The 15,623-nt window shown below is 67.5% G+C and carries 11 protein-coding genes; 6 read left to right on the forward strand and 5 right to left on the reverse strand.

From position 1 onward, the window contains the following. Positions 1–179: 179 nt before the first annotated feature. Positions 180–1,841 (forward strand): tyrosinase family protein, encoded by a 1,662-nt coding sequence (locus AC3IPM_RS10220; protein WP_489299741.1) that lies wholly within the window; start codon positions 180–182, stop codon positions 1,839–1,841. Positions 1,842–1,948: 107 nt separating this feature from the next. Here the strand turns inward: AC3IPM_RS10220 and AC3IPM_RS10225 are convergent, their stop codons facing one another. From AC3IPM_RS10225 to AC3IPM_RS10235, 3 genes are all read right to left on the reverse strand, one after another. Beyond that, positions 1,949–3,271: a PQQ-dependent sugar dehydrogenase gene (locus tag AC3IPM_RS10225; RefSeq protein WP_489299742.1), complete on the reverse strand. Its 1,323-nt coding sequence runs from the start codon at positions 3,269–3,271 to the stop codon at positions 1,949–1,951. Beyond that, a complete protein-coding gene (locus tag AC3IPM_RS10230; RefSeq protein ID WP_489299743.1) occupies positions 3,268–3,684 on the reverse strand; it encodes a DUF2231 domain-containing protein in 417 nt (138 codons plus the stop codon). Before AC3IPM_RS10230 ends, AC3IPM_RS10225 begins: the two co-directional genes overlap by 4 nt. Before the next feature lie 95 nt (positions 3,685–3,779). After that, positions 3,780–4,412, reverse strand: coding sequence for a TetR/AcrR family transcriptional regulator (locus tag AC3IPM_RS10235; protein ID WP_489299744.1), 633 nt, complete (start codon positions 4,410–4,412; stop codon positions 3,780–3,782). Positions 4,413–4,728: 316 nt separating this feature from the next. Between AC3IPM_RS10235 and AC3IPM_RS10240 the strand changes: the two genes are divergently transcribed. From AC3IPM_RS10240 to AC3IPM_RS10260, 5 genes are all read left to right on the forward strand, one after another. Then, positions 4,729–6,876 (forward strand): TonB-dependent receptor, encoded by a 2,148-nt coding sequence (locus AC3IPM_RS10240; RefSeq protein WP_489304091.1) that lies wholly within the window; start codon positions 4,729–4,731, stop codon positions 6,874–6,876. A gap of 37 nt (positions 6,877–6,913) precedes the next feature. Further along, a complete protein-coding gene (pip, locus tag AC3IPM_RS10245) occupies positions 6,914–7,882 on the forward strand; it encodes a prolyl aminopeptidase (RefSeq protein ID WP_489299745.1) in 969 nt (322 codons plus the stop codon). A 145-nt stretch (positions 7,883–8,027) separates the two neighbouring features. Next, a complete protein-coding gene (locus AC3IPM_RS10250) occupies positions 8,028–8,411 on the forward strand; it encodes a DUF2946 family protein (protein ID WP_489304093.1) in 384 nt (127 codons plus the stop codon). A 179-nt stretch (positions 8,412–8,590) separates the two neighbouring features. Then, a complete protein-coding gene (locus tag AC3IPM_RS10255; RefSeq protein WP_489299746.1) occupies positions 8,591–10,687 on the forward strand; it encodes a TonB-dependent receptor in 2,097 nt (698 codons plus the stop codon). A 9-nt stretch (positions 10,688–10,696) separates the two neighbouring features. After that, a complete protein-coding gene (locus AC3IPM_RS10260; protein ID WP_489299747.1) occupies positions 10,697–12,226 on the forward strand; it encodes a PepSY domain-containing protein in 1,530 nt (509 codons plus the stop codon). Positions 12,227–12,254: 28 nt separating this feature from the next. Here the strand turns inward: AC3IPM_RS10260 and AC3IPM_RS10265 are convergent, their stop codons facing one another. Together AC3IPM_RS10265 and AC3IPM_RS10270 are read right to left on the reverse strand one after the other, a co-directional pair. Next, positions 12,255–13,658, reverse strand: coding sequence for an XAC2610-related protein (locus AC3IPM_RS10265; protein ID WP_489299748.1), 1,404 nt, complete (start codon positions 13,656–13,658; stop codon positions 12,255–12,257). Next, a complete protein-coding gene (locus AC3IPM_RS10270; RefSeq protein WP_489299749.1) occupies positions 13,655–15,541 on the reverse strand; it encodes an XVIPCD domain-containing protein in 1,887 nt (628 codons plus the stop codon). The genes AC3IPM_RS10265 and AC3IPM_RS10270 overlap by 4 nt, the downstream gene beginning before the upstream one ends. Positions 15,542–15,623 lie beyond the last annotated feature (82 nt).

A 15,623-nucleotide genomic window follows, 5' to 3' on the forward strand; every position in this document is an offset into this window, starting at 1 on the left:
TTTAGTGGCGAAGACTATGCATATACTACGCCCGCCTTACCGGCTCGCCCGCCGCCTTGTTGCGCGCGACCCGGTATGCGCGGGGCCAGCAGGCCTCGCCGGGAATGGCCCGGGGCAGCGGCCATCCCGCGCAGTGATTCGTAACCCATGCGGTTTTTTCGATCACCAGGGGGAATATGATGCGTTATTCACGTCGCGATTTTCTTGCTACCGCCGCCAGTGTTTCAGTCGCCTCGCTGGCCTCCAGTAGTGCATTTGCAGGCGGCCTTGGCAGCAGCGGCACCGCCGCCGCCGCGCGTTACCACCGCTACAACGTCAATACGCCGGAAGGCCAACGCATGCTCGCCAGCTATGCGCGCGGCGTGCAGGCAATGCTGGCCTTGCCGGCCGACCATCCACACAACTGGTTCCGCAACGCCTTCGTGCATCTGATGGATTGCCCGCATGGCAACTGGTGGTTCTATGTCTGGCACCGTGGCTATGTCGGCTATTTCGAGCAGACCATCCGCAAGCTGAGCGGTGATGCGCAGTTCGCCATGCCCTACTGGGACTGGACCACCCAGCCGCGCATCCCGGCAGACATGTTCAACGGCGTGCTCACCCCGACCGACCGCGCGTTTGCGCCCTATACCGGCAACCTTGCGCTGTTCACCAACTTCGTCAAGCCGGCGATGACCAAGTACTGGAACACGCTCAATCCTGCACAGCGCAAGCAGCTTGCCCTGCGCGGCTACGACACCTTTGATGCGTTGTGGAACGATGTCACCGGCTACAACGCCAAGGAGAAGACCGGTATCTCCGGCAATGCGGCCTACGCGATCACCTGCGGCGCGCGTTATCTGTGGCGCGAGAACCCCGGCTTCGACGCAAAGACCGCCTCGGCAGTGTCGCCCGATACCATTCGTGCCGGCCTGGCGCCGGTGGACTTCTACAACGAAGACGTCAGCCGCAGCTTCACCAGTTCGCGCACCGTGTCGCACGTGGTGTCGCCGGATGGGAACACCAAGTTCTCGGTGCTGGAGGGCTTCCCGCACAACAAGGTGCACAACTGCATCGGCGGCGTGGGCGCGATCGATCCCGGCCCCTACGGCAACATGACCAACTTCCTGTCGCCGCTGGACCCGATCTTCTATCTCCACCACTCCAACATGGACCGGCTGTGGGACGTCTGGACCCGCAAGCAGCAGGCCCGCGGCCTGCCGATCCTGCCTACCTCACCCGCCGATCGCCGTACCTTCCTGGAAGACCCGTTCCTGTTCTATGTCGATGGCGACGGCCGGTACGTCGGCCCGCGACGGGCAGGAGACTATGTGAGCACCGAGGCCTTCAACTACGACTACGTGGGCGGCTTCAGCCGTGCCGACGAGGCAGCCGCGGAAGCGCAGACGCTGCAGGCGGCCGGACCGGCCCAATTGATCCGTGGCAAGCGCAGCGGCGGTGCGTTCTCCGTTGCCGTGCCGAAGGCATCGGTGCAGAAGCACCTGGCGGCCACGCTGGCGCCCACATTGATCGCCGAGGTCACGCTGGAGCGGCCGCGCGGCCTGCAGAACACGCGCGAGTTCGACGTGTTGATCAATGCGCCGGCCGGAGTCGATGCGGTGGAGGCCGACAGCCCCTACTACGCCGGCACGGTGTCGTTCTTTGGCCCGGCTATGAGCGGGATGGACCATTCGCACGCCACCACCTTCGCCGTGCCCCTGCCGCAGCGTTTGAATGCGCTCAAGGCCGGGGCGGAAGCCGCCAGTGGCAGCACCACGCTGGAGATCCGGCTGGTGGCGTCGAGCGGTCAGGCCAAGGAGGCCTTCCCGGTGCTGGACGCGGCCATCCTGGTGGTCCCGTAATGCTGTGAGGCTGAAGCGCCGGTCAATCACTCCGGCGCGCGATACAGAAAGGGCCACCTTGCGGTGGCCCTTTCCTTTGGGCAATAGCGCATGCGCCGGGGACGTGGCTAGCGGGCGCCTGCCCCCGCTGCCCCCGCTGCATCCGGCGTCACCCGCCAGATCGTATTGCCCAGGTCGTCGGCGACGATCAAGGCCCCGCGCGGATCCAGCGTGACGCCCACCGGGCGGCCGCGGGTCAGGCCGTCCTTACCGTGGAAACCGGCCACGAAATCAACCGGGTCGCCCGCCGGGCGGCCGTTGCTGAAGGGCACGAACACCACCTTGTAGCCCACCGGGGGATCGCGGTTCCAGCTGCCGTGTTCGCCAACGAAGACGCCATCGGCAAACGCGGTGCCCATCGCCGTGGAGGAGAACGCCACGCCGAGCGCGGCGACATGCGAGCCCAGCGCGTAATCGGGCACCAGGGCCGAGGCGACCTTCTCGGGGTTCTGCGGCATCACCCGCCGATCCACGTGCTTGCCCCAGTAGCTGTAGGGCCAGCCGTAGAAGCCGCCTTCGCGCACCGAGGTGAGATAATCGGGCACCAGGTTCGGGCCGATCTCATCGCGTTCGTTGACCACGGCCCACAGGGCGCCGCTGCCGGGCTGGATGGTCAGTGCGGTGGGATTGCGCAGGCCGGTGGCGTACACCTTGTGCGCGCCGCTGGCGGCGTCCACCTGCCAGACCTGGGCACGATCGATCTCCACGGCCATGCCGCGCTCGGTGATGTTGCTGTTGGAGCCGATCGCCACGTACAGATAGTGACCGTCCGCACTGGCGGTCAGCGCCTTGGTCCAGTGATGGTTGATGGCCGATGGCAGCAACGTGACGACGGCCGGTGCCCCGCTCGCCTTGGTCTGGCCCTCGCGGTAGTCGAAGCGCACCAGCGCATCCTGGTTGGCCACGTACAGGGCATTGCCGATCAGGGCGAGTCCGTAGGGGGCATTGAGCTTGTCGGCGAACACGGTGCGCAGTTCGTAAACGCCGTCGCCGTCGGCATCACGCAGCAGGGTCAGGCGGTTGCCGCCCTTGACCGCCGTGTTGCCCTTGGCCTTGATCTTGCCCGCGATCACATCCTTGGGCTTGAGGTTGGGGGCGCTGCCGCCGCGCCCCTCCGCCACCAGGATGTCGCCGTTGGGCAGCACCAGGGTCTGTCGCGGGATGGCCAGATCGGTGGCGATCGCGGCGATGCGGTAGCCCTTCGGCACGGTCGGCAGCGTGCCTTCCCAGGCGGCCGGCTTGGCGATGGTCATGTCCGGCATCAAGCCACGGTTGGGCTTGGGCAACGCCGGCGTATTGCCGAACTGGTGCATCTCGGGCGCCTTGCTGCAGGCCGCCAAGGCTGCCGCCAGCACGGTAACGGTAATGAGGGTGATGTGTTGGCGCTTCATCGTGCACCTCCTGCAAGCAGGCTGGAGAATCCCACCCAGGTGGCCAGCAGCGCGAGGGCGCTGACAATGATCGAGTACATCAACGCGGCCGGCATGATCGCCCAGGCATCGCGCGCATGATGCAGCGCGTTGAAGAAGCCGACCAGCCAGGTGGCGGCGAGCAGCAGCAGATAGATCGGCCTGCGGTGGCCGCGCAACAGCCCGACGATGCCGCACACCAGCGCCAGACTGGTCATCACCATCGCGCCGATCAACAGCCAGGCGGCGAAGTTGGCCCACTGGATTTCGTAACTGCTCCAGTATGCGTAGTCGGCCAGCAGGGCGCCAAGGAACAATGGCAGCACGCCGCCGAGTACGGCGGCATGGAAGGGATGGATGGCCCATGGCCGGGTGCGTACGGCGGTCGAGTCCATTACGGTCTCCTGGTGGACGGATGCAAGAATCCACATCGTGCCACTCCGGGGTGCTGCAGGGTGTGACGCCCGCCCAGGCTGCCTGCGCAGCCTTGTCAGGCGGTAGCGCGCTCTTCTTCCAGCACCTTCAACGTGCCAATGACCAGCGCGTGCATGCCCTGTTGGAACTCTGCAATCACTTCGGCATCTTCGGCGGCCCGCTCGGCCGCCGTCCGCGCATCGGCCTCGCCTGCCACCACCGAATACACCGTATCGGCACCGGCGATGCAGTAGAACGCAAGGGTGGCAAGCAGCCAACGCGCCCGATCCAGCGGCAAGGCATGCACCCGTGCAATGTGCTGTTGATGCGCGGCGATCTTGTCGAGCATGGCCTGGCTGGCCGCCGAGCGACGCAGCAGATAGGGCGGCAGACCGGGGTTTGCCTTGACCAGTGCGCACAACGCCTCGATGAAGGTCATCAGATAGCGCTGCAGGCCCTGGTCGGCAGCGGTATCTGCGAGGGGGATCTGCCAGCGCTGGAAGATCGCTTCGGCAACCAGGCGCTTGAGTGCATCCAGGCTGGGCACATGCTTGTACAGCGCCATGGTGCTGACGCCCAGCGCGTTGGCCATCCCCACCAGCGTGAGGTTCGGCAAGCCGATCCGGATGCCGGCCTCGACGATCCGTTCCTGGGTGATGCGCGGTGGGCGGCCGCGTGCAGGCGTCTGGGAGGTGGAAGTAATGACCATGTGCGACTCGATGATGACGGCGCGGGCACCATCTTGCCAGCGTTTCAATCATTAGTTTATGCTAACAAACTAATGTCGTCAGCCCGCGTTGCAACCCACCGCGCTGCACGGCACATCCCCCGCCAGGTGTCCACCCAGCCAACAACCCCGTGATCGGCACATCGGCCCGCGCCTGTCCTGCAGCGCCGGGGTGACGGCGATCGCGCCTTTGATTGAACTGGATCCTGGAATGTCCCCGCGCGCCCTGATTGACTGCACCTCCCGCCCTGCCCCGACCTGTGCGCGTCCCGCTGCGCCACGTCGCCCGACTACTCCGATGGCGCTGCTGCTGGGGCTGACCGCCACCATGGTGCTGCCCGCGCCTGCTGCTTTGGCGCAGGCGGTCAAGGCGGCGGTCGAGACCGCCGGCGGCAGTGTCGCCACGTTGCCCTCGGTGATCGTGCAGGAGCAGCGCTCTGCCGCCGCGCAGGCGTTTGCCGGGGGCCAGGTGGCGGCCGATGGCCGGGTCGGCCTGCTGGGCAACAAGGACGTCATGGATACCCCGTTCAGTACCGTCAGCTACACCGATACGTTCATCGAGAACCGCCAGGCCCGGGACATCACCGAGGTGATCGCCGCTACCGATCCCACGGTGTTCAGCAATGGCGTCACCGGTGCCTGGAGCGAGAATTACGCCATCCGTGGCTTCGCCTCCAACACCAGCGATACCACCATCGGCGGCCTGTTCGGCATGGCGCCGTACTACCGCACCTCGCCGGAGATGTTCGCGCGGGTTGAAGTGCTGAAGGGGCCGTCCGCGCTGCTCAACGGCATGCCCCCGGGCGGCTCGGTGGGCGGCAGCATCAACCTGGTGCCCAAACGTGCCGGCGAGCTGCCGCTGCTGCGCATGACCGCCAACTATGCCTCCGACGCACAGTTCGGCGGGCATCTGGACGTCGGCCGCCGCCTCGGTGCCGACCAGCAGTTCGGCATTCGTTTCAACGCCGCCTACCGCGATGGCGATGGGCCGGTACGCAGGCAGCAGAAGAAGGTGCAGCTCGGTGCGCTCGCGCTGGATTGGCGCGGCGAACGGGCCCGCCTGTCGGCCGATCTGTACAGCGCCGATGACCGCATCGATGGTCCCGCCCGCGGTGTTGGCCTGGCCCCGGGCGTGGCGATTCCGCGACCACCGCGTCCCGACGTTCTGATCAATCCCGACTGGGCCTACGTGCAGACCCGCGACAAGGGCGCCATCGTACGCGGCGAGATCGACCTCCATGACCGCGTGCTGGCCTACGCCGCCTTCGGTACCAGCAAGACCGACTACCAGTACAACGGTTCGATCAGCGCGCAGATCCTGAACCCCGCCGGTGATTTCAAGACCGTCATTGGTCAGCTGGCCTTCGACATCAAGAAGCAGTCGGCCGATGTCGGGCTGCAGGGCCGCATGCAGACCGGCCGCGTGGGCCACCAGTGGGCCGCCAACGCCACCCACTACGCCCACACCCAGAACGACTTTGGCCGCCGCAGCGTGCCAGGGGCTGACTGGACCACCAACCTCTACCGCCCGACGTGGGGCCCTGCCGCCCCCTTCCTCGCCCCCCACATCTCGCACACCGAGGTGCGCCTGGACAGCGTTGGCGTGGCCGATACGTTGTCCTTCGCCGCCGAACGCGTGCAGTTGACCCTGGGTGTGCGCCGGCAGCAGGTGGTCAGCGAAACCTACAACGTCGCCAGCGGCGCGCGCACCTCGCGCTACGATGAGAGCGCCACCACCCCGGCGGCCGCGTTGCTGGTCAAGATCAACCGGACGCTGTCTGTCTACGGCAATTACATCGAGGGGTTGAGCCAGGGCGCGACCGCCCCGATGACCGCGGCCAACGCGGGCGATGTGTTCGCCCCCTACAAGACCCGGCAGAAGGAACTGGGCCTCAAGCTGGATCTCGGCGGCTTCGCGCACAGCGTCAGCGTGTACCAAATCACCCGCCCCAGCAGCTATATCGATCCGGTGACCAACGTATTTTCCTTCGGCGGTGAGCAGCGCAATCGCGGTGTGGAATGGGGCTTCTTCGGCGCGCCGCGGGACGGCCTGCGGCTGATGGGAGGCGTGGCCTATGTGGACCCCAAGCTGACCCGCACCACCGGCGGTCTCAATCAGGGACGCAGCGCCACCGGGGTGGCCAAACAGCAGGCCAAACTGGGCGTGGAATGGGACCTGCCCGTTGTGCAGGGGCTGACCTTGACCGGCGGCGCCACGGCGATGTCGCGGCAGTACATCAGCGCCGACAACACGCTGTCGGTATCAGGGCGGACCGTGTTCGATCTCGGCGCGCGCTATGCCACTCAGCTCGGCGGGCGTCCACTGGCGTTGCGCGCGAGCGTCAACAACGTCGCCAACAAGGCGTACTGGGGCATGCCGCTGCTGTCCAGCCTGGCGGTTGGTGCGCCGCGCACCGTGCTGGTCTCGGCCACGATGGAATTTTGAGCGTATGCTGGCACGCTCGACTGTTGAGGCCGTCTCCATGCGTACGTTGTACCCACCGATCGAACCCTACCGCCTGCACCAGCTGGCGGTCGACGACCTGCACACCCTCTGCGTGGAGGAGTGCGGCAACCCGGACGGTATCCCGGTGGTGTTCCTGCATGGCGGCCCCGGCGCTGGCGTATCGACCACGCATCGTCGCTTCTTCGATCCGGCACGTTACCGCATCGTGTTGATCGACCAGCGCGGCAGCGGCCGCTCGACCCCGTTTGGCGAGCTGCGTGACAACACCACGCAGCATCTTGTCGCCGACATCGAAGCGGTGCGCACACGGCTTGGCATCGATCGCTGGCTGGTGTTCGGCGGCTCGTGGGGCTCCACGCTGTCGCTGGCCTATGCACAGGCGCATCCCGACCGCGCCACCGGCGTGATCGTGCGCGGCGTGTACCTGGGCCGTGCCGAGGAGAACCGCTGGTTCGCCGAGGTGGACGGCGGTGCACGCTGGGTGTTCCCCGAGCGCTGGGCACGCTACGAGGCCTTCATTCCCGAGGCCGAACGCGGCGACATGCTGGAGGCGTACTGGCGTCGACTGGACGGACCGGACGAAGCAGTCCGTATCGCTGCAGCACAGGCCTGGCTCGGCTGGGAGGACAACGCGGCGACGCTGGTACACGATGTCAACGCGCAATCCGATGCCGATCCGCTGGATACCCTGGCCAAGGCGCGGATCGAAGCGCACTACTTCCGCCATAACGCGTTCCTGGTGCATGGGCAGCTGCTGCGCGACATCGACCGCATCCGCCACCTGCCCGGGGTGATCGTGCAGGGCCGCTACGACATGATCTGCCCGGCCCGCAGCGCCTGGGATCTGGCCAGCGCCTGGCCGGAGGCCGCGCTGGAGATGGTGGTGGCCGGCCACAGCGCCAACGAGCCGGCCACCACCGATGCGCTGGTGCGTGCCACGGATGCGTTTGCGGATCGTGTCGACGGCCAGTTCCAGGCGTCCTGATCCGTCGCACGGTGCTGCGACAAAGCGTCGCAGCACCGCGCTGAGGTGCGCCCATCGGCCCCGGGGCGTCGCAGCTTCCCTTAGAATCTGGCCGGTGCGCCCCGCCCTCTTCCACCGCTGGCTCCACACCTGTGCCTGTGTTGCGATGCTGCTGGTGATCGCTGCGCCGCTGGTCAGCCGTTGGCTGGCCTATTCGTCGGTGCCGGAAGTGCACGCGCACCACACGGTATTGCAGGCCCCCGCCGCCGCGATGGCGCACGGGATGGACCCTGCCATGCACCATCCGATGGACCACCCGATGCCAGCGGCGGGCAAGCCCACCGACCCGCATGCCGATCACGAAATGGGCGTGGATTGCGAGTACTGCCTGATCGCCGCGCGCCTGCTCAGCCTGCTGGTCGCGGTGCTGTTGCTGCTGTGTGCGTGGCCGGCCGTGTTCCATGCAATCTGCGGGTGGATCGCGCAGCGGTGCACGCCACTGCGGGGCTCGCTGGGCGCACGCGGCCCACCGGTGGCCTTCGCCGCCTGATCGCCTCTGCACACGGGCCGTTCGGCCCGGTCTGCACGCGTGTCTGGAATTGATCGCCCTCTGTCGTCCCGGCCACTGCGCCGGGCCTTGCGCCTGCCTGGAGTGCGGCGCGCCCGCATCGGTTCACGGTGCAGGGCGCGGCGCGTTCCTGCGCGCCACCTGTCTGGCTGGACCCCTTCATGAACCTTTTTTCCACCCTGCCGCTGTTCGCCGTCACCCTCTCCGCCACCGCACAACCTACCGCCACCACATTGGATACAGTGCGCGTGGTCGACACCCGCCCCGGCATGCTGACCGATACCGCTGGTGCCGGATCGCTGTTGGGGCTGAGCGTGCTCGACACCCCGGCCAGCCTGACCGTGATTTCACGTGAGCAGCTGCAGCAGCGTGGCGACGCCAATGTGACCGAGGCGATCACCCGCGCCGGTGCCATCAGTGCCCTGCCGCATCCGGGCAATGGCCTGAGCGCGCTGTCCAGCCGCGGTTTCACCGACGGTGCCTCGGTGATGCGCCTGTACGACGGCTTGCGCCAGTACGGCGGCGTCGGCATCACCTTCCCGTTCGATACCTGGTCGATCGAACGCATCGAGGTGCTGCGCGGGCCCGCATCGGTCATCCATGGCGATGGCGCGATCGGAGGCGTGGTCAACATCGTGCCGAAGCGGCCCACGCGGGGCGCGATCGAGAACGAAATACAGCTCACCGTGGGCAGCGAGGACACCGCGCGGGTCGGGTTCGGCAGCGGCGGTGCGTTGTCGCCGCAGTTGGCCTACCGGGTGGATGTGAGTGGCAACTACAGCCGCGGCTGGGTTGACCGCGGCTACAACGGCGACGCCACGTTCAACGGTGCGCTGCTGTGGCAGGCACGCCCGGACCTGCAGTTCACCCTCACCCATGCAGAAGGCTACCAGCGGCCGATGCGCTACTTCGGCACCCCGCTCGTCGAAGGCCGCCCGCTGGACGCGTTGCGCGAGCGCAACTACAACGTCGCCGACAGCGTGATCCGCTTCCGCGACCGCTGGAGCCAGCTCGACGCGATATGGACGCCCACGGCGGCGGTGGAGTGGCGTACCCGCCTGTACCAGGTGGACAGCCAGCGCGACTGGCGCAATGCCGAGCGTTACGTCTACAACCCGGGCAGCGGCCTGATCGACCGCTCGGACAATACCGAGATCACCCACAACCAGGACCAGACCGGGCTGACCTCCAGCCTGCGTCTGCGCGGTGCACTGGGGCGTTTCGAGAATGCCTTCGCGGTGGGCCTGGATGCCAACCGGGCGCAGTTCAAACACACCAACAACACCTACAGCGGCAGCTCCGGCCCGGTCGATCCCTTCAATCCCGTGCCTGGCAGGTTCAACAGCGATGCACCGAACCTGCCGCGCTACCGCAACCGTGCCGACCAGGCCGCACTGTTTCTGGAAGATCGCATCGCCTTCACCGAGCGCTGGTCGGTGCTGGCCGGCGTGCGCCATGACCGCGCCCGCATCGAGCGCAGCGACCTGATCAGCGGACAGCAGACGCTGTCCCGAACCTACTCCAACACCGGCTGGCGCACCGGCACCGTGTTCGCGCTGCAGCCGGCGTTGACGCTGTATGCCCAGTACGCGCAGGCGGCCGACCCGATCAGTGGCTTGCTGATGATCAGCCCCGCCAACGGCGCCTTTGAATTGGCCAAGGGCAAACAGATCGAGGTGGGCATGAAGCAGGCGTTCGACGGTGGCGACTGGACGCTGTCGGCGTACCGGATCCGCAAGACCGGGCTGCTCAGCCGCGATCCACTCGACCCCGCGCGTCGGGTCCAGGTCGGCGCGCAGACCTCGCGCGGCATCGAGGCCGCGCTGAACTGGGCGTTCGCACCGGGCTGGTCGCTGGATGCCAATGCCACGGTGCTGAAGGCCGAGTTCGAGGACTTCATCGAGGCCAGCGGCACGCCGGCGGTAGCGGTCTCGCGCGATGGCAACGTGCCGCCCAACGTGGCCGAACGCCTGGCCAATGCGTGGGTGAGCTGGCAGTTCCTGCCCGACTGGACCCTGGCCAGTGGCTTGCGCCACGTCGGCAGGCGCTACGCCAACAACGCCAACACGCTGGCGCTGCCGGGCTACACCAGCACCGACCTGGCCCTGACCTGGCAGGCACGGCCCACCACCCGCGTCACCGCGCGGGTGTTCAACGTGTTCGACAAGGCCTACTACAGCACCGCCTACTACACCGACACGCAGTGGTTCCTGGGTGCGGACCGGCGGGTGGAATTCAGCCTCGACCACCGCTTCTGAGGACGCGCCATGTCCGTGCGTACCAAGGCCAAGCGATGGACCTACCTGCTGCACCGATGGCTGGGCATTGGGGGCTGCCTGTTGATGCTGCTCTGGTTTGTGAGCGGCATGGTCATGCTGTTCATCGGTTACCCGAAACTGACCCCGTGGGAGCGCCTGGCAGCGCTCCCCGCGCTGGCCGATGGCACCGCATGGCAAGGGCTGCAGGCCCTGCCGCCGGTGCTGCAGGCAGCGCCCGAAACAGTGGCCCTGACCACGCTGCGCGGCCAGCCTGCCTATGTGGTGCGCGCCGGCCCGAACGTGGGTGCATGGTCGGCATGGACGGGATTGCCGCTGCCTGCCCCGTCCGCGGCGATGGCGGCCGATGCGGCCGGGCGCTTCGCGCATGGCCCGGTGACCGCTGCGCCGCGGCAGGTCGACGAAGACCGTTGGACCCATGCGCGCAGCCTCAATGCGCATCGCCCGTTGTATCGGGTGGCGGTGGGCGGTGCCGAACCGGGGAGCCTGTACGTGTCCTCGCGAACCGGCGAAGTGGTGCTGGACGCGCCGCGCCTGCAGCAGCGCTGGAACTACGTGGGTGCGTGGCTGCATTGGCTGTACATGCTGCGCAGCCAGCCCGTCGATCCGGTCTGGACCTGGACGGTGATTGCCCTGTCCGGGCTGTGTACGCTGGCGGCGATCAGCGGCGTGCTGGTCGGCATCTGGCGCTGGCGGTTCCGTGGGCGCTACCGTGCCGGTGCGAAGACGCCCTACAGCGAGCCCTGGATGCGTTGGCATCACCTGATCGGCCTGGGCTTCAGCGCGATCGTGTGCAGCTGGATCTTCAGTGGCCTGATGTCGATGAACCCCGCGGGCGTGTTCTCCAGCAGCGGGCAGGCCGTCGATATCGCGCGCTACCAGGGCGCGCCTCCAGCGCTGGACAGCCCGCTGGCGATGCCCGGCCCGGTACTGGCCGCCGTGAATCAGGGTGGCTTCGCGGCGGTGGAGCTGCAGTGGCGGCGAATCGACGGTGCGTTGCTGGCGTTGGCGTGGAATGCACGCGGTGACAGCCGCGTGGTGCGCATCGAAGGTGGGCAGTTGATCGTGGCCCCCACCCTTCCCGTCGCAATGCTCGAACAGGCCGGTGCAACGCTGGTGGCCGCACCGCAGGTCGCCCATCGGGTGCTGCATGCCGCGGATGCCTACTACTACCAGCGCGAGCCGGAAGCGATGAACGGCGCGTCGCCGCGGCGATTGCCGGCCCTGCAACTGGATTTCGCCGACGCCGAGGCCACGCGCGTCTACATCGACCAGGCCAGCGGTGATCCGGTGCTCATCCTGGGGCAGCGCGAACGCGTGGGCCGCTGGCTGTTCTACTTCCTGCACAGCTGGGACCTGCCCGCCATGCTGGCTTCGGCCACGCTGCGCCGGGTGCTGCTGATCCTGCTCAGTCTCGGCGGCGCGGCCCTGTGCATGACGGCCTGCGTGATCGGTTGGCGGCGACTGCGGAGCAAGCTGCACCCGCGAAAACATGTGCAGCGCAAGGGAGGCGGTGGCTAGCCCTGCCTGCCCTGCGCAGCGCGTGCGGTCAGGGTGCTTCCTGGTCGGCCCGGGTCCGGGTGGTGCGATACACCATCCGGCCGTTGCGTAGCGTGCCACGGGTGATTTCCTGGTAGCGGCCATCGCCCGTCATCGCGGAGGATTCGCTGCCGATCAACTCCAGCGCCTTGCCCGCGTAGCGGTAGGTTTCCGACGAGTATCCGCAGCAGCCGTCACGCGACGCGTTGCTGACGGTCCTGCTGGCGGCATCGATGGACAGCTGGGACATCCCCGACAGCGCGGCATCGAACACGAAACGTTGGTGGGCCGGATCGAACAGGAACACGTTCTCGGTACTGTTCGGGCCTGCGCCACCGGACATGCCCGGGATCAGCAGGTCGGGGAAGCCGTCGAAGTTGGCATCCACCAGCTGCAGTACGTCCGCACTGCCCTGGATGCGGTCGGCGCTGAAATCGCGCAGGATCTGCCGCCGCGTGCCGGTGTCGGCATCCAGTATCTCGACAGCCACCGGCACGCCGCCTTCGGTATCGGCACTGGCATCGGCATCGTCTGCATCACGTTCGATGGCCAGACGGAACCGCAGGGTGTCGGTCTCGGCGTGCTGCACGATCCACTTCGCCGGGGTGAGTTCGTCGCGGCTGAGCCACGTGGTGGTGGCGGCACCGTCCTGATCGATCTGGTCAACCTGGAACCATTCCGAATCGCGACTCAGTACCGCTACGTAGCTGCCCGCACGCAGTCGCCCGGTTGCCCAGCCGCTGGCAGGCTGCGCGTACATCGGCACGGTGGTCGCGATGTAGAGCACGTCCTGGTAGTCGCGCGGGGTCTGCAGCGTGAAACCGTCGGTCGCGTGGACAATTTCGTAATAGTTCACGGTGCTGCCATAGGCGGCCGGCGCGCACACGCCTGCCACCGCGCAGGCGCCGATCTCATCACCGGTGGGTTTGCGCTGCGGTGGGATCTGTTCGCTGCGCAGCAGGCGTTTACGGTCCTGCCAACGCAACGAGAACGCTGTGGCGGTCCAGTCCAGTGCCACTTCGCGGTCGTTCGCGCCGATGTTGGTGCGGCAGAACGGCTCGGCGTCGGAGCGCTCGTTCCAGCCTGGAAACGCGTACGCCGGGCACAGCAGGTTGTCGCTGTTGATGTCGTACCGATAGGCGGGGTCGGTGACGAAGACCAGTTTGTTCAGCGCCGCATCCGCCGCACGCGACACGAACGCGTAGCGCACCCGTGCCGCCGCAGGAACGGCATGCACGTAGCGATCGAGGATGGACTCGCCCGGACCCGGCGCGGCCGATGTGGTTGCACGGTAGGCCTCCGGGTCGAGGCGATACACGCCCGGCTCAAGCAGGCGCTGCGCGGTCTCAGTGGCCGAGGCAGTGCCGACGAAAGCGCCCGCCGCCGCGGCAAGCAGGACCAGGCGGAAGATCACGGCGTGACCCGATGCGCCCGGATCTGTTCCTGTTCCTGCGCGCGCTCCTGCACCTGTGCCTGATCCTGTGCGGGTGCCGCAGGGGACTGCTGGGCTACGTCCTGCAGGGCACGCAGGTGGTCAGCGAAGGGCGTGGCGACGGCGTGGGCGGTTTCAGTCCGCGCGAGCTGCCGTTCCGCCGAGTGGGGTTCACCCTGCACCGCAAAGGCATAGCGACCGTCATCGCTCAACACCGCCTGGTCGATGCGCTGCAGGCCTTCGCGGCGTGCGCAGACCAGCAGGCCCATGCCGAGGCGTTCGCTCATCGCATCAGGCGCGCGGCCCATGCTTTCATCCAGCCGGCCGACCGCGCCCTGGCTCTGCAGCCACAAGCGATGATCCGGGTTGGCGGCATGCCGGGGGTCTTCCGGCAGCAACGGCGACGGTGGCGGCAGGTTACGCAGGCGCGGGCTGTCCACGCTGGCCGCGATCGGCTCGAAGCCCTGACGCGGATCGCCGTCGGCGGCGTTGGCCACATGGAACAGGCGCTGCGCCATGCCGTACGCGGATTGGCCCTGCATCCGCGCCAGCGAGGTGGCAAACGCATCCACATCCTGCTGCGGCTGGCCTTGGCCATTCTCGGCCAGCAGGTGCCAGCGGGTATCCATCAACGGGTTGTCGTGCACCATTGCCTGGGTCTGCTGCATCAGCGTGCGCATCTGCGCCTCGCTGAAGCTCAGCGTCAGGTTGTCGCCCGCCTGCACCGGCCCCGGTCGCTGCGCATCACCGGTCAAGGCGGTATTGAGCAGGCCGGCCACCTGTTCACCGTGCTCCTGGTTGCGCAGGTCGAACTGGAACTGGTAGCGGCGCGCCTCGATGTTCTCCTGGCCGTCGGCAGCGTGGATGCTGAGCCGGGTCATCGGCACGTTGCCGCTGTACTCCAGCCGCCGTGCATCAACATGGCTGCCGTCGTCGAAACGGGTGCGCACCACCTCCCCCGCATTGCGGGCGCCGGCCAGGTCCACGCCGACCGCCTCGCCCACGCCCAGCTTGAGCCGCGTCTGCGAACTCATGCCCAACCGTTCCACCGTCGCCACCGCATCCACGCCAGGCGTCTGCGCGGCGATTTCGCCGGTGCCGACGAAGTGCGCATACGCGGCCTGCCCGTCGGGCTGGCCCAGGTCGAAGGTGGCGGTGCGCACCGTGGATTGGCCTAGCGCGTCCTGGCGGCCGAGCATCGCATTGACCGCACCGGCCGATACGCCGATGCCGTTGAACGCGGACACCGCCGCGTTCGGGCCCATCGTCACCCGCACGTGGTCGCGGTCCACGCGGTCCACGCGATAGCTGGCGCCGGCGGCGTCGGTGAGCTGGGTCTGGCTGGCGATCTGGCGGAAGCTGCCTTCCAGCGCGGTGCCAGTGAAGGACTGCGCATCCATCGTCACCCGGCCCCCGGGCGGAATGCTGGTGGGATCGAACGGATTGACCTTCATCGCATCGCTGGCATCGCCGCCGGCGGGCAGGCTGACCTCATAGCGGCCACGCACCCCCGCGCTGGACGCGACCTCCAGCGATGCACCCCGTGCTGAACCGCCGCCACGTTCGACGCGCGCACCGGTCAGTGCTTCCATCTCCACACGATAGTTCACCAGGCCATCGGCGCTGCTGTTGGCAAAGGTCACCGAGCGCGCCTGGAACTGGGTGGCGGCACCGGCCTTGGCGACATCCTGTTCGCTGGCGCCCTTGACCGAGCCGTCGCCGGGATTCCAGGTGATCGCGCGGCCTCCCGCACCCACACGGTATTCGCTGTTGGCACTGCCGTAGTCCGGATTGAACGCGACTTCGGCGGCACTGCGCTGCCGCGCGAGGGTGGCGGCGACGTCCTTGCTGTCCTGGGCACTCATGCGGTGTCCTCCTTGCTTCAACCCCTCCATTGTAAACGCGGATGCGGACGCTGCCCTGTCCAAAACGCGACGATGTCTGCCT

It is taken from the genome of Stenotrophomonas sp. GL_111 (assembly GCF_057835245.1).

Excerpts from the sequence above, each read along its gene's own strand:
- AC3IPM_RS10230 (WP_489299743.1), bottom strand. The coding sequence starts at position 3,684 with ATGGACTCGACCGCCGTACGCACCCGGCCATGGGCCATCCATCCCTTC.
- pip (WP_489299745.1), top strand. The coding sequence starts at position 6,914 with ATGCGTACGTTGTACCCACCGATCGAACCCTACCGCCTGCACCAGCTG.
- AC3IPM_RS10225 (WP_489299742.1), bottom strand. The coding sequence starts at position 3,271 with ATGAAGCGCCAACACATCACCCTCATTACCGTTACCGTGCTGGCGGCA.
- AC3IPM_RS10220 (WP_489299741.1), top strand. The coding sequence starts at position 180 with ATGCGTTATTCACGTCGCGATTTTCTTGCTACCGCCGCCAGTGTTTCA.
- AC3IPM_RS10235 (WP_489299744.1), bottom strand. The coding sequence starts at position 4,412 with ATGGTCATTACTTCCACCTCCCAGACGCCTGCACGCGGCCGCCCACCG.
- AC3IPM_RS10255 (WP_489299746.1), top strand. The coding sequence starts at position 8,591 with ATGAACCTTTTTTCCACCCTGCCGCTGTTCGCCGTCACCCTCTCCGCC.
- AC3IPM_RS10270 (WP_489299749.1), bottom strand. The coding sequence starts at position 15,541 with ATGAGTGCCCAGGACAGCAAGGACGTCGCCGCCACCCTCGCGCGGCAG.
- AC3IPM_RS10250 (WP_489304093.1), top strand. The coding sequence starts at position 8,028 with ATGCTGCTGGTGATCGCTGCGCCGCTGGTCAGCCGTTGGCTGGCCTAT.
- AC3IPM_RS10240 (WP_489304091.1), top strand. The coding sequence starts at position 4,729 with ATGGCGCTGCTGCTGGGGCTGACCGCCACCATGGTGCTGCCCGCGCCT.
- AC3IPM_RS10260 (WP_489299747.1), top strand. The coding sequence starts at position 10,697 with ATGTCCGTGCGTACCAAGGCCAAGCGATGGACCTACCTGCTGCACCGA.